10 protein-coding genes are annotated in these 21,824 nt (G+C 47.4%); 7 read left to right on the top strand and 3 right to left on the bottom strand.

Annotated features, from left to right (window positions below; translation table 11 throughout):
- Positions 1 to 39 precede the first annotated feature (39 nt).
- Positions 40 to 498, bottom strand: a complete 459-nt coding sequence (locus tag ABWV76_RS01245; protein WP_353375011.1) for a hypothetical protein — start codon at positions 496 to 498, stop codon at positions 40 to 42.
- Positions 495 to 9,989: an RHS repeat-associated core domain-containing protein gene (locus tag ABWV76_RS01240; RefSeq protein ID WP_353375010.1), complete on the bottom strand. Its 9,495-nt coding sequence runs from the start codon at positions 9,987 to 9,989 to the stop codon at positions 495 to 497. The genes ABWV76_RS01245 and ABWV76_RS01240 overlap by 4 nt, the downstream gene beginning before the upstream one ends.
- 1,335 nt (positions 9,990 to 11,324) lie before the next feature.
- Here ABWV76_RS01240 and ABWV76_RS01235 point away from each other — a divergent pair.
- From ABWV76_RS01235 to ABWV76_RS01205, 7 genes are all read left to right on the top strand, one after another.
- Positions 11,325 to 12,887, top strand: a complete 1,563-nt coding sequence (locus ABWV76_RS01235) for a VCBS domain-containing protein (RefSeq protein ID WP_020411842.1) — start codon at positions 11,325 to 11,327, stop codon at positions 12,885 to 12,887.
- Between the two features lie 17 nt (positions 12,888 to 12,904).
- Complete coding sequence (locus tag ABWV76_RS01230; RefSeq protein ID WP_020411841.1) at positions 12,905 to 13,198, top strand: hypothetical protein; 294 nt, start codon at positions 12,905 to 12,907, stop codon at positions 13,196 to 13,198.
- A gap of 735 nt (positions 13,199 to 13,933) precedes the next feature.
- Positions 13,934 to 15,010: an efflux RND transporter periplasmic adaptor subunit gene (locus ABWV76_RS01225; RefSeq protein WP_353375009.1), complete on the top strand. Its 1,077-nt coding sequence runs from the start codon at positions 13,934 to 13,936 to the stop codon at positions 15,008 to 15,010.
- Positions 15,007 to 18,105, top strand: a complete 3,099-nt coding sequence (locus ABWV76_RS01220) for an efflux RND transporter permease subunit (protein ID WP_353375008.1) — start codon at positions 15,007 to 15,009, stop codon at positions 18,103 to 18,105. The genes ABWV76_RS01225 and ABWV76_RS01220 overlap by 4 nt, the downstream gene beginning before the upstream one ends.
- 574 nt (positions 18,106 to 18,679) lie before the next feature.
- The gene (locus ABWV76_RS01215) at positions 18,680 to 18,937 is read left to right on the top strand and encodes an ROK family protein (RefSeq protein WP_502914738.1); all 258 of its coding nucleotides are present in this window, start codon (positions 18,680 to 18,682) and stop codon (positions 18,935 to 18,937) included.
- Positions 18,938 to 19,152: 215 nt separating this feature from the next.
- Positions 19,153 to 19,392: a hypothetical protein gene (locus ABWV76_RS01210; RefSeq protein ID WP_445365789.1), complete on the top strand. Its 240-nt coding sequence runs from the start codon at positions 19,153 to 19,155 to the stop codon at positions 19,390 to 19,392.
- Between the two features lie 231 nt (positions 19,393 to 19,623).
- A complete protein-coding gene (locus ABWV76_RS01205) occupies positions 19,624 to 20,523 on the top strand; it encodes an alpha/beta hydrolase (RefSeq protein WP_353375007.1) in 900 nt (299 codons plus the stop codon).
- A gap of 73 nt (positions 20,524 to 20,596) precedes the next feature.
- Here ABWV76_RS01205 and ABWV76_RS01200 read toward each other — a convergent pair whose 3' ends face one another.
- Positions 20,597 to 21,070, bottom strand: coding sequence for an alpha/beta fold hydrolase (locus tag ABWV76_RS01200; protein ID WP_353375006.1), 474 nt, complete (start codon positions 21,068 to 21,070; stop codon positions 20,597 to 20,599).
- Positions 21,071 to 21,824: the final 754 nt, after the last annotated feature.

The raw sequence follows: 21,824 nt of genomic DNA, 5'->3' as shown, positions 1-21,824 counted from the left end.
AAGCGGTCCTAGATCCCTTTTGTGCAAATGAAACAAAACCTACTCAGTTATGCACACAACCTCATTTCTTGAGCCCCACCAAAGATCCACTTCGGATAACTCTATCGGCAACACAGATCCTAGCAATTTATTATCTACCAAGAACTCTAAGTACAAAATTCGCTTCCAAAAATCTAATCTATCCAAAACTATTATTCTTTCGTCTCTTCCGTAGATATTTTCTGAGATCCTTTTAACCTCATAACTTTCTGACTTTACAAAGTAGTCAAAGTAATAACCATCACTAAGTAATGGACTCCCTTTGAAGCTAGTCAGCATTAGCTGACTAAAAACCGCCTTATCAATAAAAGGATTATCTACCCATCCCCCTGATAATAATGCCCCGATTTTTTTTTGCCTTTCAGTAAGTTCCGAGCACTCAATTGATGGCATTGCGGCCAACCCCTGAACAAAAAACATCATTAATAGAGTAAACCTAATTAATAGACGCCGCTTCATAAGCAAGCTCCTTCGCCACCACAATAAATATCATCGATACGCATATCAAATTCAGATTTTGTTAAACTATGAGAAACAGATTGACTAAAAACCTCTCCATTAATAGTCACAGAACTAGTTAATGCCTGCTTGATGCTTGAGCTATACTGAAACGTGAACCCAACTGATGAACTTGTATTTACATCTGAGACAATCATCGCCTTGCCCATTGTCAAGACCAAAGCCTCTTTACCGTCAATTAAAACACTATTAAAACCACCGCCAACTGGATTGACTTTACCGTCCGCAGCTAATTCCATTAAATTTATATCGACTATTTCTCCATTAATCTTCGTGCTTGTAGTTTCTTTCATAAACCTAAAACGCGTTTCTGATATCAGGGTAATTGAATCCTTTTGTGCAGGAGGGTGCCCCTCATCATTAAAAGCCCTGGAAAACGCCGCGGTTATCGCCCCATTGGCAAACTTACCACCCGATACCACAGAGGCTGTACCGCCAACGATCGCAGCTGCAATGACTCTCGCCGCACTAAAGCCAACATTGCCAGCATCTATTGAATCTATACCTCCTGCGAAGGCCTGGGTCACTCCCGCTGCGGCAAAGCCGTGTTTAAACTTCCCTCCCTGAGCCGCAGACAGTAAACCACCGGTAACCGAGTGAGCAAAGACTTTCGCTGCATAGCCATAGCTATTCAGACCAGTGCCCATTACTCCTTTTCTGACAACCCCTTTCGTTGCCCATGTCGCCCCCTGAAAGGCATTGCCAATGCCCATAAATGCCACAGCACTGAAGGCACCAAAAAAGGCTCCCTTCACCGTACCGCTTTGCACCGCTCCCGCCGCGGCGCCGCCGGCAGCGGCCCAGCCCACCGCCGCTGCATAATTTGTACCTTGCAGGGCCACTAGAGACTGTCCCCCGGTCCAAATGACAATGGCCACGGCGACCACCGGCTTCACCACCGAGTCCCGGTACTTATTCCAAGAACTATACCCCGAAGGATCCGTATAAGTCAGCGGGTTGTTGTGCACATAGGCGTAGCGGTTGTAGCCCTGGACCGAAGTCACCCCATCGATCAGCGGATCTGCGGAGACAAAGCGGGCCAGGGTCGGGTCGTAGACCCGTCCGTTCATATGGATCAGGCCCACCTCATCCAGCATTTCATGGCCGGTATAACCGCGGTTGCTACTCAGGTGATTGAAGGCTCCCACACTGAGGGCGCTAACCGTATTTGCAGGCGCGCCGGCAATTTGTTCCCAGCTCAGTGCGTTGCGGCGCTTGCCCCAGGCATCAAAGCTGTAAACTAGTTTGTTACCAGTGGCATCTTTGGCAACCTGACCGGTGCTATCGGTAATAACATCCAGGGAACCCTGCAAGTCTTTGTGTAAATACTGGGTGCTGGTACCGGCAATTTCATCCGATGCATTCAGCTCGATACGCTCGATAGCAACCCCTGCGATATTGCGGCGATAGAAGCTCTTGATAAAAGCACCGGTGGTACTGCGTTCAATCACTTTCTCGACGCTGCCGATCTGCAAGGTGGTCACTGTGCCTTTGCCGTTGTCATCCACCCGCTTGAAACGGCTGCGGTCCGGGCCGTAAGAGAAGCGCGTATCGTGGCCACCTTTACTAATCAGGCTGGGTTTATCAAAGACGGTGTAATCCAGCGTACGACTGCCTGAGTCGCTACTCATATTGCCGTTGTCGTCGTAGTGATAGCTGGTATTGCCGGCTTTGGTTACGGCATGAGGGCGTGGGCCACTGTACTCATAGCTACCGACGCCCGTTTTATAGGTGATATTGCCGGCATCATCGTAGCGCACCTCCTGGGTGGCAGTTTGGCTGCCGGCCTGATAGAGGCGCGCATAGCGCAGGCGGTTGAGGCCGTCGTACTCAAAACGTTCCTGCAGGTCCTTGCGGTAGCTGCCATCGCCACTGAGGTCGGTTTTAGAGAGCAGATTGCCGATAGTATTCCAATCGTAATGCAGGTTCTGCACCTGCCCCACACCGGGATTGATATCCGTTAAGATGCTGGTAAGGCGGTGATGTTGTGGATCGTAGGCATAGGTAGTGGTGAGGCCGTTGCCTAGCAGCACTTCTTCCACCTGGCCGCGCAGATTCATGCGCTTAACCCGGTAATAGTAACCACTGTCTGCGGGGGCGGTTACATCGCGCACACCCACTTTAAAGCCATAGCTGTTGTAGACAGTTTCTACACCGCGTAAATAATCCCCATTATCGCCCACCTGCTGATTGCTGGCGTCGAAACTGCGGCTAACGCGGCTGTATTGGTCGTAGGTGACTTTTTCATAAAAATCCCCTTCACCATCGAGTACGCCGAGCACAGTGGTGGTCTCGCCCAGACGACCGTAGGTATCGTATTGCAGCAGCTTGAGGTAATTGACATCCTCCAGATTGGCATTGCAACCGGCGGCAATAGCGACAGGGGCCTGGGCTACGGCCACCAGTTTGCCTTCGAAGCGGAATTTGGAATCACAGCCGGGATCCTGGTCGTAGTACCAGCGGCTGAAGTTCTGCAGAGTGCCCGTTTGGCTATTGCTATCGAAGCTGGTGTAATCGGCGCGAGTCACCATACGGCCGAGGGCGTCATAGCTCATGGCGGTGCCCTGCCCCTTGGCATCTTTTTGCCAGGCCAGTTCACCAAAGCCGGTGTAACCGTAGGTCCAGGTGCCCTTATCCGGGTCTACCATGCGGGTCTTGCGGCCGAGATTATCGTACTCAATGTTGGTCGCTGAAGTTTCACCGCCGCCGCTGTTAAGGGTACGCACCTGTTTGAGGTTGCCATCGGCATAGTAGCTGTACTGCAGTTTGCCGCCGATATTGTCGGTAACCTGAGCCAACTCACCGAGGACGTTTTTCTCGGTTACTTTACTTTGCTGGGCACAGTTCGTAGCAGTTTCCGTGAGGCCATTATAAGTGATCGTGCTGTCACACTGGCCACTGGGGGTATCCACATTAGTGGTGCGACCGAGAATATCGTAGGAGTAAATGGTCCAGCGTGGAGAGCCGCCGCTGCCATAAGGGTCGGAAACCTTTTTAACGCGGGACTGTTCATCATATTGGGTATCGACAAACACTGGATTACCATGGAAATCCTGAGTCTGTTTGCGGATCTCTCGACCCAGTCGATCGTGGTACATCACGCTCTGGCTCTGATCGATACCGGCTGTGGTCACTTTAAAGTGAGCTGGCACACCGGCTATTGTGGGGCAGCCACCACTGTCAGCACAGAGTGTGCTCAAGGTAGTAGCATGGCTGCCGGTCTCGTGGTGTTCAAAATAGCGATTGCCGAACGGGGAATAGGCATAGTGCGTTTCCACACCGCTGATATCCAGTACGCGCTGCGGTTGGCCGAAGGGGTCCATCTCCAGAGCTTGCTCGGCAGTCTGTTTGAGTTCATTAACCCGATTTAATGCGTAGCGGCCATAGCCGTCAAAACCCGTGCGACTGGTACGGCTTTTGCCCTGCGCATTGGTTACCGTGGATGCAACACGATTGCCGAAGCGGTCGTGCTCATAGTGGGTGTGTAACTCTTGTGCGCTACCTTTAGCTACCCACTCATCGGTTAACAGGCCAGTCTGGTTATCGTAATCAAAATGAGCGGTTCGCGTGATTTGCGGTGCTACCAGAGCACCATATCGTTGGGTGGTGACGCTGCTCTCACGCAAGCGCGCCAAATGCCAGCGATCACTGCTCACCACATTGTCGTATGTGTTACTTGTAGATTTGCTCTGCACCAAGTTATTAGAAGCATCATAGTGCTTCACAGTTACCGAGCTGACATTGCCATATTGAATATCATTGGCTGCGGTGTAGTTGGTGGTTGTCACCACCTTGCCAAGGTAACTCCCGCTCAGGCTGTAAGATTTGTCCTCCGCTTGGCTGATATAGGGCATTACCGTTTTGCCCGATACCGGTGCTATGGATTCCAAGGTGTTGATAGAGCAGCTGATCAGGGTGAGTCCACTACCCTCACAGGTAGCCGGGGTTTTGATATTACTGGCATTGGACTCAATCACCTTGGCCGTCTGTGAAGGCATACCAATAAAGGGATAATCCTGGCGGTAGTGAGTGGTGGTCTTCACTTGGTTTTGCGGGTCATAGGTGGTGACCAATTCAAAACCGAGAAAGCCGCGCCCACCGCTCTGCATGCGCCCACCGGCATAGTGGTAATGGGCCTCAACCGTATTGTTATTGTCATTGGCCGCCGGTGCATCGGAGATTACTTTCTGTACCACGTACATCGGTGAGTAGAGATCGAATACCGGTGAACTGCGCCCGTAGTTCAGCTTGAAAGAACCCAGTTTACGTGTGTAGACACGAGTGCTGGTATCATTCAGGCGCGCGTAGCGGATTTCCGTTTTCACCCCAAAGCCATTCACTACAGACTCAAGAACATCCACCGGCTTGTCGGCATGTTTGGGCTTAAAGACACGCACATATTTATCTGTAGCGCCTAGACCACTAAAAAAGCCTGGGTGATTGCGCATATCATCGCAATGATTTTCCTGCTCATCGCGGTTCGCACAGTTCTCGACTATTTCAGGTCGCCCATCACCAGTCAAATCCATCACCAAATGGCTGTGATCATTGGTATCGGCGCCGAACAGCAAGCCAGTATCAATGGCGCTGCCAAAACCATTGGAATGGTTGGGCAGCACATAGAGGTACTGGTATTCGTTGTTTTCTTTATCGTTGGCATTGGGATAGAGAATGTCCACCAGGCCATCCATATCCCAGTCATATAGCTGGATTTTATCGTCCACAGCCCCTGGAAGTGTTCCCGTGGAGATAAACCCTTCACCAGTAAAGTAATATACGCCCCAATCCCAGTCTGCGCTGGGGCGGAATAACATGTCTGGCAGACTATCGCCATTGAGATCCGCGATCCGGTGCTCGGCATCATCCACCTGTGCTATCTCTCCGTTGAGTGCACGATGGAATACCGCCCTGTGGCTATTATCGCCCTCTGACATCAGTACGACGAAGTGATTGTCGGTCACATGACTTTGATTGTTGCAGTCGCTCGGTGCCTCGATACAAGTCCAATCTGTCTGCATTATCGCAGTCAGATCGGCAATACCGTCACCATTGAAATCGGCCACCATATCCGTATTACGCAGTTTCACTCGAGTGGTGCGTAGGAAATTTGCTGAGGACACTCCTCCGGGAGCGCTGACCGTGGGCAGGGATAAGCTGCGAGTCGTCTCAGAGCTTTTGAAGGAGAGTGTTCCGCTACTGCTGCGCTGCAGCTCACGGATTTTCATGGTGGGCGTATCACTCACAGAAGGAAGGCCCACAGCGTGAGTAAATGACAGGAAGTCCGGCAAGCCGTCGGCATTAAAGTCGTGCATCTGACCCAGCTGATCTTTCTGATAGCTGATTGCCGTGGGGTTATCAGTGCTGCTAAACCCGCTACCATGAGACAAATTCACGGCCCAGTGGGTGCCGGTGTCATCTATCGGCGCGTGGAGCAGATCATCCTTACCATCGTTGTTGTAGTCCAACAGATGCCATTCCTTGCGCTCATTGGCGCGGATACGCATCTGTTCGGATTGCAGGGCCAACTCCCCCTCGGCAGTGCCCAGGGCAACACGGAGATAGCGTTTGCCATGACTGCCGTCGTAACGGATAAACACCAGATCTGTGAGTCCGTCACCGTTGACATCTCCATATTTGCCACCCTCGTAACCGGAGTGGAAGATATTAGGATTAGCAGCCGCACTCACCATGCCCGCTCCGGCAAACTGGGCATAAGTAAATATCGTGGGCTTGCGACAGTTACCCAGCACACACTCCTCAACCTCTTCGAGCAGTAAACGGCCAGTAGCGCTTTTCTGGTAGCTGAAGTTGTAGCTGCGCAACTCCATCGAGTCCGCAGTGGATGTAATTGCGGTGAGTCTGCGGGTTGATGCTGTTTTCTGTCCGAAACTGTATCCGTAGCGTTTATCGCTGCGGCTGGTATCGTAGTGGAACTGAATCCGATTCAGCGTTGCATCGTGACCATTCGCAGAGTAATCGACCGCCTCTATCAGGTGCTCCCCGAGCGCGGTGTCTTTCAGGTAGGTGTATTCGATACGGTTGCCAACACTATCCTCCTGGGTATTCAGGTACCAGGTTTTCTCCTGCTGTGCATCCTCATGCATACCGTAATAAGAGATAGAGCCATCCTTGCGGTACACTTCAAAACCCTGGCCGCTACCTACCGGACTGGAAACCAGCCGCACCTGCACAAAGCTGTCCAGGCTTGTACGGTACTCGCTGCCGAGGCTACCGTACTGACCCGACACTAGTTTCAAACGCTGGCCATCCAAACAGAACCGATCGAAGACGCTGCCATTGGCACCGTCCTCTTCAAAAGTTCTACGGCAGGCGCTAATAGCGGACAATCCACTAATTCCCCAACCGGCCCCGAGAGGGCCGTTACTGCCGGAGCTGCTGTAAGTCACACTGAGCGCCGGGGTACTGCCACCGGATGAAGGGCCCACCTGCAGCGGAATGGTATAAGTCGCCGCGCCGGATTCATTCACACGGAATTCCCCGGGCAAGATGCCGACGCGATCGGAGGCCAACACACTTGGGTCGGTAGTAGATAGTGCTGAGGCTTTGTAAGGGGGCACCGCCACGATTACAGGTGGTGGGGTCTGGTCAACCTGAACAATATCCGTGGCAACCGTATTTGAGCAGCTACTAAAACTCGATACCTGGTTGCAGGCTCGCACCTGATAGGCGAAGAAGCCATTCTCCAACGACAGCTTTTTGCTCAAACGCGTTAAGTCTGTATGTTTACTCGGTGCGTTTTCATCCCAACTTACTGGCCCCTCTGCCGACGATGCGGTACCGGCAATAATCTCATAGTGCACTATCGTGCCACTAGCACTACCCCAAGTGAGATCAACCTCGCCGGTGCGCGAGAAAGTTGTCGATAGATTAGGGGATTTGGGTGCACCTGGGGTTTTAGCGACGATAACAGATTGAGCATTGCTGGCTGTGGAACAAGCACGCAGATTACAAGCTATCAGGTAGTAACTGTAACTGCCATCATCTCGCTGAAGCGTGGTGCCAGAGAGAGGCACTGGATTCGCAGAGCTCGTGGTTAATTCTTCAAGTAGCTTGCCGCCTTCGTAGAGCTTGTACCTGTAAACTTGCTGGGCAGAGCGGTCACTCCAGTTCAATTTAAGTGTACCGGTAGAACTGTTAGTAATGGTATCCAGCGTCGGGGCCGTAGGTATGGGTTGATTCCGTACCAGCAGTCCAACCGATGTACTCCAACTATTACTACAGCCAGAGGAATTACAATTTTTACTGCGGAACTCCCAATTACCATCGGTAAGCCCGGTTACGGAAAAGGTACTGCTCCCAGCAGAGCCGTAGGAACTATCTGCCGGCCAGTCGCTTTCCGCTTTTCTTTTTTGCCAACGCACCGACTCGATAGGGCCAGAGCTATTGGAGGTTAATCCCACAGAACCATCATAACTACTGGATACGCTTGCAAGTAAACTTGATGGGCCTGGCTTCAAAATAATATTGGCTGTCTCCGGGCCAAAATTATTTAATGGCTCGCCTTCTTGGCAGCCTCCGCCGGGAATCCCAACGGAACAGTACCAGGTGGTGAGGAAGTAAGAGTAACTACCACTGGTGCTTATGGAGTCGGTAAACGTACCCTGCTTACTTACTGATTCTTTCCAGCCAGAGTCATAAATAGTAGTGGAACCTCGCTTCAGGGTTATCCTTTGTGCCTGCGCGTCGATATTCCAAGATAATTTGACAGACCCGCCGTTAATTGACTGAATCGCCAAAACTGGCAGGCTGACAGCAACAGTCTTGCTACTCGACCAGCCACTGCAGGCCTCAACACCACCATACGTCTTACAAGCTCTAACCCGATAGGAATAATTTCCGTTACTGCTCTGGCTAAAAGGTTTACTGGTTCCGGCCAAACTCCAGCTGCCAGAAGCATTACCGGACTGAGCCAATATATATCTTGCCGCTCCGGCAACCGGGCTCCAACTGACGCTATAGGCACCAGTTGAACTACCCGGTAGCGTGAGGTTCCCTGGCACAGCGGGGGGGCGAGATACTATGACCGTCGAGGAACTTTTAAAAGCCGTGGTGACACTGCCTTTGACCGCGGCAACCCGATAGATGTAGCTGCCACTGCCCCGCCCGCTTAAGGTTGTTTGCGTTCCGCTACCACTGTAGACCTGAGTCCAGGAGCCGCTGTTTTTTTGCTCCTGTAAAACATATTTGTCCGCACCGGCAACTTGCGACCAAGATACAGTCACACTGCCAGTAGTGCTCGATGCTGGTACTGTAATCGATTGAGGGATACTAATTACCGTAACCGTGGAGGACTGCTTATAGAGGCCAGTGGTACTACCCTTGACTGCGGCAACACGGTAACTGTAGCTGCCACTACCACGACCAGTTAACGTTTTTTGCGTTCCGCTACCACTGTAGACTTGAGTCCAAGAGCCGCCATTTTTTTGTTCCTGAAGTATATATTTGTCCGCTCCAGAAACTGCCGCCCAAGATATTGCCAAAATGCCATTGGCACTCGCAACAGGCACGCTAATAGAGAGTGGAGACCTGACTACAGTAACAGTAGTAGAGTATTTAAATGCACCAGTAATACCGCCCTTGATCGCGGCAACACGATATAGATAACTACCGGTACTGCGACCAGTTAAAGTATTGGACGTCCCTATACCATTGTAAACCTGAGTCCAGGCTCCGCCGTCTTTTTGTTCCTGAAGAATATATTTTTCCGCAGCGTAAACGGAAGACCACGACACAGCAATACTGCCGTAAAGATTTGTTACTGGCACCCCAATTGAATGTGGGGTTCTAACCACCGTAATACTCTTTGAAGATGTATAGCTGCTACAACCAGAGATGCAAGCACGAGCCCGAAACTCATACTTTCCAGTTGTCAGGTCAGAAAAGTCCTTATAAAGGGCAGAGCCCGAGTAAACCATCTTCCAAGTGGTACTACCTTCAATTTTTCGCCAAAGTTCATAACTTTTTGGTTTTACGGAAGCAGCGCCCCACTGCACTCTAATATTGCCTGATGTACTAGTAGATGGGAGAGAAATAGATCCCGGGGGAGTAGCGTTGGGTTCGAGAGTAACTTTAACCGTATGGCTGCCGAAGGAAATTTTCTCAATATCCCATTCCTCACAGCGACCCCCAAACCCCCAAATCAAACAAAGCCTACTCCAGGCGTCATACCTATAAGTCCCTGTTGATGAAACAGTGATTGATGCAGAACTTCCACTGACTGCAATATCTCTCACCCGAGAACCGTTTTTATACTCGGTAAGATACTCAGGGGTTCCAGTTAATGTTAACGTAAATTTTCCTGTAGAACTGGATGAGGGACCCGATACGCCAGCCAGGGCCAGAGCAGGTAGCCAAAGAAAAAATAATCCAGACAACCAGGCACTGGAAAGTGCACTAAAACTCTTGGACACAGCAAAAATACTCTTATTATGCAAACTATAGTTCTCTCCAACCTATTTCAAGAATTAGGTGGGATCGGCAGTATAGCCGAGCGTCAATACTCCTCCAATTACAGCTAATAACAAGCGCCTTTTCGCGGAAAAAATCAACCAATAAGACAGTTTATAATGAATTGACAGGCTCTATTTTTCTACTCTAAATCCTCTATATTGTTTATTGTTTATTGTTTAAGCAACCCCATCTCATATAAATCTTCACCTCAAAAGACCTTATTAGAAACTAATAAATAAGAAAATATATACATCAAAACACCAAAAATTCGTGTTTGGGGCAGCTATTATACTGCATCGACTGCCACAGCATCGCTTTTCCAGATCATCCACGTACTTTCATTAAATTACTAAACTTACTGGTTGATTGCATAACCCCCAATACTAGAAACCATGAAAAAACAGCACCTATGGCAGCAAAAAATCAACTCCAGAAAAAAGTGATTCCCTATCATTAAAATATATTCTTACAGTCTAGGACCCTCCTTTTATGAGTAGGCATCCACCATCAATTAACATTGAGGATCACAACAAAAAGTAAACCTATTTCGACCAAAAATTATCAACGGAAGCCAGCCTAACAACGTCATCCCTAAATTTAACAGGCGATTTCCAATCTTTAAAACACCAAGTACCTAGCCTCCACTTGTAATTAGAAGTAAACAAATACCCTCTCAAGCTACGGCAGAACAACCTCAAGTTACCAATGTAGAGGCGAAGAACACGATAAACTTCATTAGCACTCTAGATTCTAAGAACAACAGTGAGATACCCGCAGCACAATAATATAGTGCTACTCCCTATCAGCATTTGCTAAATTGCATCTCACCAAATCCAAATACACCAATAATAAGGCTGCTATGCGGATCTTGAGTTCTCTCACTTATGACCTGCTGCCTGTCAACAAACTAATAACGGGTAATCAGGCCAACGGGGCAACCCTTTCACCATGCTAAAAAAGTAAGTCACACGGAGCACAAACAAACCAAAAAAGAAACACTGCTACCCCTTCCTCCACCCAGCGTCATTCCACTTAATAGCACTCCAGCAATGTCACCAATAGATAAAAAAACAAGATTGGATGCGATGTAGAAAAGTAACACCCGAAACCTGTTACTAATGCCCCACAAAGCTCCTAAACACTCAACAAGAAGACTGGTTTATTGCGTAAGGTGACTAATTGACCTTACTAAGTTATCAATCAGCCAAATCACAGGAACCGTACCAAATAACGACGGTCCACCAGATATCTATTTTCATCAGCTACCACGCATATACAGATAAGTAGAGAGAGCAATGCACGGTTCACTTAAGATATTTACCGCAATCACCTTATCCGCCCTCTTGGCCGCTTGTGGCGGCGGCTCCAGTGGAGGGGAAAGTACAGATACCCCTCAAGCTGACAGCGGCTCAAATACAGGGTCGGATACCGGAACAAATGGGGGGAATTCGGATACCGGTGAATACACATTCAATCCAGCTAACCCCTTGGCCACCTTGGTTGTAGGTACCAATGAGTATGCAGAGGGTACTTTGGAGCTGGAGGGCACTGATAGCAAAAGCCCTGGTTTCCAAGCGTCCACTATCGAAGGTCAATACGGTAGCTTTAAACTATATGATAGCGGGAACTGGGAGTACCAGCTAAATAGCAATACATCCAGTCTCAACAATGGTCAATCTGTAGAAGACACCATCTCTATTCAATTAACAAACGGAGATCAACACTCCATTACCTTTGCAATACAAACTATTGAAGCTACCGAAAATAGCATAGTTTTTATTCTGATGAATTTTTCAGATGCCGCTGTCACTGACGACGTTAGTATTTCACAACTCGCCAATATGACATTCAATGATACGGATTCTCTGGACAATACTTACAAAGAAAACTCCTTCGGCCAACTGAAATTTAAGCGCCATCTCATTAGCGACCAGTCACTCGCACAATACTGTTATGGAGAAGACAATAATGAGAGTAGCTCAATTGATTGCTTTGTTTATAGCATCCCCGATAGTCAAAGTGGGGGCGTACTAAGTGTTGGGAATGCCCAGGCTCGCTCTGGCTCCTCACAGGATGGTCAATATTCAGATGGTGGCTATACCTGGAGAGATAATGCTACCACCTGGATTCAAAATAACTTTGTAGATTCCAATAGCCGCCCTGTGAATCTCAATGACTGGAGACACCGTGTATTTATTTTTCCCCGAGCCGCAAATAATGCTGGCTTGGTTGGTACAGGAGTTGCTTCGGTACGGGGGGGATGGAGCATCATTACCGCAGATACCGATCAACTAGTGATGGGGCATGAGTTGGGCCACAATATTGGACTTAGCCACGCCGGTAACGATGACAATAACGATGGCGATACCAATGACCAAGGCGAAAGCGAATACGGAGCTAATGGTGCCTTTATGGGTAACAGCTGGAAGTCACGGTTATTCGGTAGTGCCCATAGAGAATTTATGGGCTGGTATGAGAGCTTCCCTGGATATACTACAACCATCAGGCAGTCTGCTGGCAACAATGCCGATTATGTAGTGCAGGCCGTAGAGCTTACTGCAGGTGAACTCAATAGCTCTCTACCGCAACTTTTAAAAGTTGAAAGTAACGGCAGTACAAATGGAGAAAATCACTATTACGTGGAATACCATATTCCCCATAATGTTTTGAACCCCTATCCTCACCATGCAAATGCGGTAACAATTCATTATTTAAATGACGGAACCGCTAATCAAGTGGCAACCCTTACCACTACTGGCGATCAATTTAGTGACTCATCTGCTGGGGTCACCATTGAGCTTAAATCCAAGGACAGCAGTAATAACAGCGCCACTATTGCTGTTAACTACAGCAACTAGCAAATGAGGGCAAGACCATGAAATATTTCGTAACTATAATTATATTAATTTCCTTAACCACTTATTCCCAAGCTGAGGAAACCGTAACTGGTATATTGGAAGAAGAAATTTCCGAAAACTTTGAAACTGGAGAAATTGACCATAGATTCTCTATCAAGGATGAGAGCACCGGTCGATATTATTTTGTCGATGCAAAAGAATTAAAAGAAAAGGGAATGAAGTCTGGGGAGCGCGTAAGAATTAGAGGGGAGCGGCAGAAAAATCGCAGAATTAGGATTAGGGAGTCGCAAAGAATAGTATTGGAAAAATAGAAACTCTATTTATGGATCGGACAAGACTATGCAAGTGTGCACTATTAAACATGCTTAGGCACACATACAGTTCTTTTCCTTGCCAACTACGACAGCAATAGAGGCTTCGAACCCCTCCAATTAATTTGCTATTTATTATTATAAAAACACTAAGGAACCAGCCAGCCACAAGTTGTCGCTGGCTTTTTTACAAGGATGCGCAAATAAAAACTATAGTATCAGCTATTCTCCTTCGTGCCTTGGCTGCTAGTATCCAGCCAGTCTTTTGGGCCCCGGAAGCACGAATTGACTATTTAATGATTCATAGCTGGGGATTAGATATCCAGCTGAAATGCTTCGAAAACGTCGATACTGAAATGTGATGCCCTGATACTAAAACTTTCATATTAGTGAAAGGTGAACCCGAGGCATATGATACGATAGTCTCACTTTTCTTGTCCGCATATATGGCAAAAACATCTGTAAGCTTCAGCCACTAAGAATGCTACCGGGAAAAGATCTATTAAGATAGAAGATAAATAAAGCCTTGGCGCTCTTCTCTGCAGATATTCCTCATTTATAGGGAGTACACTAAGTAAACTAATTATCTTGTCTCTTCTATCTCTCAACTGATCTCATTCGCCTTGCTGACTCTACTAGTAAAATACAGTCTTAGTCCCCTCACACAACATCAAGTTGCTTAGCAAATCGATTTTCGTCAATTATTTGCCATAAAAAATAAGAAAGCGATCAAGGATGAAAAAGACTATCAAAGTAGCAGCCGTTATGGTCTCGCTATCCTTTTCAACTGTACTATATCAATCACAGTGTTACGCTTCAGATCTGCAGAAAGTCAGGATACAACCTGCACAAGAATGGCTTCAAGCTACGCGGTCAATAATTTATTGCACAGTCAACTCTCCACCCCTAACACAAATTTCCAGTCATGCTGAAGCCGAACTGAAATCAGCAAAGCCTGTAGGATCTATTGTCAAGGCAGGGGAGCTGGTCGCAGAACAGGATGGATTTTACCTGTCCAGAGGTATGGATATCCTGAAAACAGACCTGGAAATTGCAGAACGTCAGCTTTCTCATGCTGAGGAGGAACTAGCCAGACTTATGCCTCTTCGCGAGGCTCAAATGGTTTCCCCCTCTCAACTCAATGACCTTAAACTTAATGCCAGTACTTTCAGGCTGAGCAAGCAAAGACTTAAGCAACAACTTGAAATAGATCAGTATAGGTTCGAGCGACTGAAGCACTTTGCCTCCAGAGACAGCCAGGTTTTACAAGTCGAGGCACATCCTGGTGAGAGACTCACTCGGGGACAACGGATTCTCCAGCTTCTTCCCTTGAATGAGAAACAACTGGAGTGCTTGGTACCCAGGGATCAAATAGGAATGAATTTAGCTATTCAAAAGAACGAATTTCGTTACGATGGAGAGCCGCTTTCCCTAAAAAACATCGGTCGAACCATGGACGGGGACACTCAGAATCTGTCCCTATACTTCGATGGCCACGGGAAGCACTTTGAGTCTCTGTTGGTGGGCCAACGTTTCCAGATCGCCATGCTCTCTCCTACAGGGCCTCGAGAAAAAGCAGGCAATATTACCAAGTTACCTTCCGATGCAGTGCTATTAGAGGGGGGAAAGTACCATACATGGGCATTAGGACTGGAAAACAAAGTTCGTAAAGTCGAAGTTGAAATCCTGGATACACTTGCTGATCATTTTATTGTTATCTCAGAGATTCAGCCCGGCGATCAGCTTGTAGTTCTCGGTAATGGGAACCTGCAAGCAGATCAAGAAGTAGTACCGGTGGACCGCGACTCATGAATATTATTGAAAAATATAGTCCGGTTATTATCAGCTTCGGCCTTCTTCTTATTTGCCTAGGTGTATTTTATGGGGTCAAAATTCCAAATACGCTACTACCAAATATAGACAGACCGCAAATAGCTCTTGCTACCTCTTGGCCGGGCAAGACAGCTATGGAAATAGAACAGGCACTTGTCGCCCCATTGGAGCAGGAACTCTCCAGCCTTGGCTTTCTGGAGGAAATCCAGACCACCATTAGCAACGGGTTTGCCTGGACATTGATTACCTTTCATTCAAATGCCGATATGGAACAGATGTATATTGACGTTCTATCCCGGCTTAACCAGGTACCCAACTGGCCTAGCCAAGTATCTGCTCCCCGCCTATATAATTTTAGTAATGGTGCCGGAGCAACCTTGGCCAGTTTCTTTCTTTATTCCACTAACCAGGCCACTGAACAGGAGCTTTCCCAGGCATTCCGAGATCATGTTCAACCTGCATTTAGTAAGATTCCAGGCGTAGCCTCCGTTACTGTAGCCGGCACACCTATTGAGCAAAGGATAGATATCGAATTCGATCCCAGGGGCCTGACTCAGGCATCACTCACCATTAATGAAGTGCAGTCTCGCTTGAGTGACTTGGTTGACCGCTCTGGCGGTAATTTAACTATCGGATCAAGAGAATACGCCCTTCACTTTAAAGGCCAGATCCCTATTGCTGATATTGAGAAACTACCAATTGCTACCAGGGGGCCACATATTATTCGCCTAGGTGACGTTGCAAAAGTAAAAAATAGAATGGCCTCCGACTGGAATTATTTTGCTTTAGAAGGCAACCGCTCTTTCTATTTCTATTTAATGCCTACTGAGGATATTAATGTTTTAAATACCATCGATATGATCAAAACATTAATATCAGACCTAAATGAGGGAGAACTCGGTAGATTGGGAATGGAAGTGGCGATCAGCCGCGATGATTCCAAAAGCATTCGCAACTCATTGCAATTAGTCTATAGCAGCTTGATCCTGGGAGTTTTTCTCGCCTGCATTATTTTGTATTGGTTCTTGCGAGACTTTAGAATACTCGTATTGATTTTCACTAGCATACCAGCTTGTATTGCACTGGTAATTTTGGGTCTGTACCTGGGCGGAAGAAGCATAAATGTTATCTCACTAGCAGGTATTGCACTCTCGATTGGCTTGATGGTAGATGCCGCCATTATTGTTATCGAGAATATCCAGCGTTTACGCGGCCAGGGAGCTAGCTTGCTAACCAGTATCAGGCAAGGGACTAAGGAGGTTACCGGCGCCTTGACAGCATCTACGATATCGAGTGTCATCGTCTTCTTACCTATCCTGGCGATGCAGTCAGCCACGGGGCAACTTTTTAAAGATCTAGCTTATACCATTTCCAGCGCACTTATTGCATCATTGTTATTTGCCCTCCTGCTCTTGCCAGCGTTGGCACGACACCTTCTAAAAGGCTCACCGCAGGTAAATCCAAAAGGAAGAACTCAATCCCTTAATAGAATATTACAACGCTGGACTGCTATATCAGTGATACCAATTGGTCGAGTCACTTTTCGTAACTGCGTTTTAGTGCTTGGGTTACCTGTTGCCTTATTAGTGACTTATCTCAGTTCGCCCTCAGTCGATGTGCTTCCAGACCCCAAACAGGCGATGATTTCAACCTTTATAAACTTTGAAGGCCCTATGGCGGTTGAAGTTGTTGAGCGCGAAGTCGGTCAGGTAATTATGGATCGCATTGAACAAGGAAAAGGGAGATTCGAAGAGCAAATAGTTACTTATGGCACACTCTGTTATCCAACCATGTGTCACCTTTACATTTATACTCAAGGGGACTGGGATTTCGAAGCATTTAAGAAATGGATTGACAAGGATATTGTCTCCGGACTGATAGGTACCAGAATTCATACGCAGCAAGGGGGCCTTCTCCGGTTTGCAATGCCCAATAGCCGTGTAAGCCAACTGGATATCAAAGGAGCTGAACTACCGGTTCTTCAAGCAGCTGGGCGCGACTTATTAGAACATCTTCGTTCAGAGTTTCCTGGCGCACAAATTCTTGAAGGGAGCGCATTAAGCAATCGCGGATTGCGTATTGAATTTGAGCCCAATCAGGATCAACTGATTCGTATGGGAATGACATTACCGGAGTTTAATCGTCATTTGATGGCACTTACTGATGGCATTTATATCGGTAATTTTTACACAGGCACCAATACCCTTCCCTTCTACTTTAAAGCCAAAGAACCAGCCAACCTTGAGCAGCTCTTAAATACAGAAATTATGATTGCTGGGCAGGGCCTGATTCCTTTGAGGCAGTTAACGTCAGCACAGATTACGCAAGCTCCAGACAGCATTCTTCGTATCGGCCAGGAAGTAAGTACCTCCCTCAATCTGACCCCACCAACGGGTGTTGCCATGAAGGATTTTACTGAGCAGGTAGATCGAAGCGTTTTGGCCTTTCTTAATAAGAGCCAGTATGGAGACCTGCATACCCAATTTCGGGGCAGTGCCAACGAGCTGAAATTATTTCTGCAGGAGTTCTTTCAGATCTTTTGTGTAGCTTTGTTGATTCTTGCATTGCTTATGTACTTTGCTCTCAAGTCCCTTAAATTAGCTTTGGCTGTTTTATTTGCAATTCCACTCTCCTTTGCCGGGGGTATGCTCAGTCTTCGTCTACTCAACCTGTTTGTAATGCAAAATCTAGATGTGATTACGATGATCGGATTCGTAATTCTGATGGGATTGGTAGTGAATAATGCGATACTTTTAGTGAATCAATTCCAAAGTTCTATTAATAAAGGCATGCATCAATTTGATGCCATTAAAAGTGCTGTGAGCTTGCGCATTCGTCCGATAATGTTAACGACCACAACCTGTATTTTTGGCAACCTTCCGTTAGTACTCAGTCCAGGAGACAGCGCCGCAATTTATCGGGGTCTTGCAACAGTGATTACCGGAGGCATGTTATTCAGCGCTCTTTTTGTATTGGGCTTTATGTCTGCCATGCTATCTTTAAAAGTGTTTGCGGCACATCGGATAAATCCAACTTCGGTAGTTAGGGAACTTACACCCGAGGGCGGAATATAGCCATTAAAGATTATTCTATTCAAAATTAAAAATGACCTTTGGCCAGTTTGAAAACACTGGCCTTAACCCTTGGCGACACAAAAGAGAGCTACTTGTTAGTTTTTCTCGCCAGAAAAAAGCAAGGATTCATATTCGAGCATTTTGTATCCACATTGTTAATACGACTATTAGCAGCCGCTCCACGAGTGTCAGCTTCATTTCGCTTTTTGATCGTTGTCCTCCCTATTCCCGGAATTCGCTTACAGTCCATTTAGAGCCTCGTGCAAACAGCGAAAGCTCAACTTCTCTGTTAGCATCCGGTCTTTTTCTTTAGCAAAAACTAACCGCAGTGCAGTCACTCCCCTAATGGTGTCACCTGTTAAGACAAACCGGTTAATAATTCCATTGAATACATTATCCAGACTGCGGAGCAGATACGGATGGAAGTGCAAGGCAAAGCAGTGAATACCTTGCTTGGAGGTATAGAAGCCGGCGGTACAAAGTTAAATTGTGCAATCGCCGCCGGGCCGAATAGAGTAAAGGAAAGGGCAAGGTAACCAAATTTTTCCAGGCCGGCGCTCAACGTCATGGCTCAATGCCTGCACTGGATATCGCAAGTTTTGGACCAGTAGGTCTGGATCCACAATCCAAACACTACAGATATATCACTACCATCCCTAAAAGCGGGTGGACCAACACCAACATGGCTGGCCAACTGAAGAAAGCCCTCTCTATCCCCGTGGCTTTTGACACTGATGTCAGTGGCGCAGCGTTAGGAGAACACCTGTGCAGGGCCGCTATAGATGTAAAGAGTTTATTTATTACCATCGGCACCGGTATCTGCGCCGGGTAATAGTGGATGGTAACCGGCGCCATGCTCTCGGAAATCGACCATATGTTGACGCCACAGGACCGATAAAGAGCCCTATCCAGGCCACTGCCCATTCCATGGCAATTGTCTGGAAGGCCTCGTCTGCGGCCCCGCATTGAATCCCGCTGGGGCCTGCGCGGCCAGAGTATAGACAGGGACCATGCCGCCTGGGACCTCAAACCGGATATCTGGCCACTATGTGCGTGAACCTGACCTGCCGCTACTCACCGGAGCGAATCATCCTCGGTGGTGGCTTCATGGAACAAGCGTGCCTATTTGCACACATTCACCACAAGTTTCTCAACCTGGCAAGTGGTTATTTACCCCAGGTATCCCAAGGCAACATCCGCTCTTTTATAGTCCCACCAAAATTCGCCGGCCGCTCTGGCGAGGTGGGCTCTCTGCGTATGGCCCAGGTACTCTGCCCCAACTGTTAGATAACCAAATCCTCCCTCACGGGATGTGGAAGCGCCAGGGGAATATTCCTGGCGCCACTCCACCCGCCAAACTGCGCCCCACAACTCCCTTTCCAACTTATATACTCATCTTTGCGACTGTTGGCACAGCGCAAGGTAGCTAGTCTTGTATCCGATCTGATAGGCTTGTCAGTCTTGACCGCCTTATGACGGGGCTGAGCACACTTAAGCGTTGCTCAATAAGGGATGAAGATGAAAATAATTAAAATATTGACAGTTGGCTTAATGGTTATGGCCACGCAGCTTGTGCAAGCCGGCACTGCTGAACCTACAACATTTACCCGCCAGGGCATTCTCTCTTACAACTTCCATTCCGATTTATTGGGGCGTGGATTTGTTATTGATGTGCTACTGCCGCTCTCCTTTAACCCCGAAGACAATACCAGATACCCAGTGATTTATATGACCGATGGTTATATGAACTTCCCCATGGTGGCACCGAACCTGATCCATGAACAAGTTCCCGATGAGCAGGGTAATACCAAGCTTCCGCCGGTGATCCTTGTAGGTATCTCACACCCCTTGGACAGCTCCAACTTCACTTTGCGCTTAACGGATTTTACTCCGGTACCTGGAGAAATCAGGGGTAATACCCTGGGTGGTGGTGCAAATCAGTTTCTGGAATTTTTGGAGAATGAGCTTAAGCCCTTCATCAATAATTCGTTCAAAGGAGATGAAAGCGACGAAACACTGGCTGGCCACTCCCTCGGCGGACTGTTAGCCCTCCACGCCCTCTTCAATCACACCGATAGCTTCGACCGCTATGTGATCGGCAGCCCGAGTATCTGGTGGGCCAATAAGCAAATTCTAGAGAGTGAGCTTGCCTACGCTGAACGCCAGACTGACTTATCGAAAAGCGTGTATATGTTTATCGGTGGGGAGGAGGTCTGCTTAGAAGAAGGAGAGGTTTGTGGCGTTCAAGACTTTAGGGACCTGGCCCAGCGACTCAAGTCCCGCGACTATGAAAATTTGACTCTACGCAAGCGAGTCATTAAGGGTGAAAACCACGATACTGTTGTGAATCCAGGCTACGATAAGGGGATAGAGCAGGTTTTTAAAACCAAGGTGCTACCACGGAAGTATTCTTTTTAACCGCGAACCTGCCGGCCCTATAGCAGGAAAACGTTACTGGGCCCTGACTACTCGCCTAGCTTGCTATCCGTCACTAATGCTCTTCACTAATATACTCCCCGGCCTCTAAAAATACTAACATAGTCTTCTTCAGACTTTCCGCTGCGTCCTTAAGGGGCAAGTGATGACTATCTTTTAGTACCGAGAAAGATTTACTCCCTTTATACCTTTTATAATCTGCCTTTACCTGTGAAGGCGTGGTAATGGAATCATTCTCACCGACAACAAATAGAGCAGGAACCTGTAAATGATCGATACCCCCCTTTACGCTCATGGCCTGAAGCTCATCGTGCATCTTGTCAGCCAGACTTCCACGCCGTTCCTGACACCCAGGAAATCTCTCACTAATCTTTTCAGCTGCTAGAAAATCTCGAATATCAGTCCCACTTGCGTTACCACCATTCGCGCGACTCACCCAATTAGAAAGAAGCAGATAATACTCAGAGGGAGACTCATGATATTGTTGTACTCCTGTATTGCTAACTGGTTGCCGTCCTTCTCCCCCCATTGCGGGGTTGCTTCTAAGCTGATTTCTACCTGCTTATGCGCATCCTGGGAGGAAGAGATAAACACCAACCTCTCCAATGTCTCAGGATGCTCACTAGCCTAGAGAGCTGCAAGCCCCCCGCCCCAAGAGTGGCCAATTAAAGTAACTTATCCGTCTTATAGTGCTCCCTTAGAAAAGAGATAACATTTCGTATACCTTAAACATTATTCTTTATCGTTAATGTATCGTCACTCACCTCAAGATACTTGCCGGCCTCTATTTCATGAAGATAAGCCACTAAATACTTATCTTTGAGCGCCCGTTCAGCAGTCACCTGAAATAGAACCAACCCCAACTCCACATCTCCCGAGCCGCCCTGTAGAAACAGAATTAATGGTTTGGATAAGTCGCTACCAGAAACCTAAAAGTGTAATTTTGCATCACCACTTAGCACCTGCCCTTTGTACTTGATTTGATTACCAAATATCTAACAGACAAAAAATAAAAATGGCAAGGAGGAACTATAACCATAATGGATTAAATATATATTCACCGACTTGGAACTAAAACTCAACCAGATGTATTAATATCCAAGGCATTGACTAAATAAAATTAATGGAAAGCTAACAGAGTTAAAACTTGAAGACGCTTATATTACAAAAATACCAACAAAATACGAACTTCGAGACGAAATGGGGGGCTAAGACAGAGCAAAATAACAATAAGGTAGGAATTCTTCGCCTCACATATAAGAAGGGCCCCATTTCTCTTTACC

The organism is Microbulbifer sp. NBRC 101763 (genome assembly GCF_040371615.1).
In the GTDB taxonomy this organism is placed as follows: domain Bacteria; phylum Pseudomonadota; class Gammaproteobacteria; order Pseudomonadales; family Cellvibrionaceae; genus Microbulbifer; species Microbulbifer variabilis.
This window is presented reverse-complemented; position numbering and strand designations above follow the sequence as displayed.

What these genes read in the sequence shown, in the direction of transcription:
- ABWV76_RS01245 (WP_353375011.1), bottom strand. Translation starts at nt 498, where the DNA reads ATGAAGCGGCGTCTATTAATTAGGTTTACTCTATTAATGATGTTTTTT.
- ABWV76_RS01235 (WP_020411842.1), top strand. Translation starts at nt 11,325, where the DNA reads ATGCACGGTTCACTTAAGATATTTACCGCAATCACCTTATCCGCCCTC.
- ABWV76_RS01230 (WP_020411841.1), top strand. Translation starts at nt 12,905, where the DNA reads ATGAAATATTTCGTAACTATAATTATATTAATTTCCTTAACCACTTAT.
- ABWV76_RS01225 (WP_353375009.1), top strand. Translation starts at nt 13,934, where the DNA reads ATGAAAAAGACTATCAAAGTAGCAGCCGTTATGGTCTCGCTATCCTTT.
- ABWV76_RS01220 (WP_353375008.1), top strand. Translation starts at nt 15,007, where the DNA reads ATGAATATTATTGAAAAATATAGTCCGGTTATTATCAGCTTCGGCCTT.
- ABWV76_RS01215 (WP_502914738.1), top strand. Translation starts at nt 18,680, where the DNA reads ATGCCTGCACTGGATATCGCAAGTTTTGGACCAGTAGGTCTGGATCCA.
- ABWV76_RS01210 (WP_445365789.1), top strand. Translation starts at nt 19,153, where the DNA reads ATGTGCGTGAACCTGACCTGCCGCTACTCACCGGAGCGAATCATCCTC.
- ABWV76_RS01205 (WP_353375007.1), top strand. Translation starts at nt 19,624, where the DNA reads ATGAAAATAATTAAAATATTGACAGTTGGCTTAATGGTTATGGCCACG.
- ABWV76_RS01200 (WP_353375006.1), bottom strand. Translation starts at nt 21,070, where the DNA reads ATGGGGGGAGAAGGACGGCAACCAGTTAGCAATACAGGAGTACAACAA.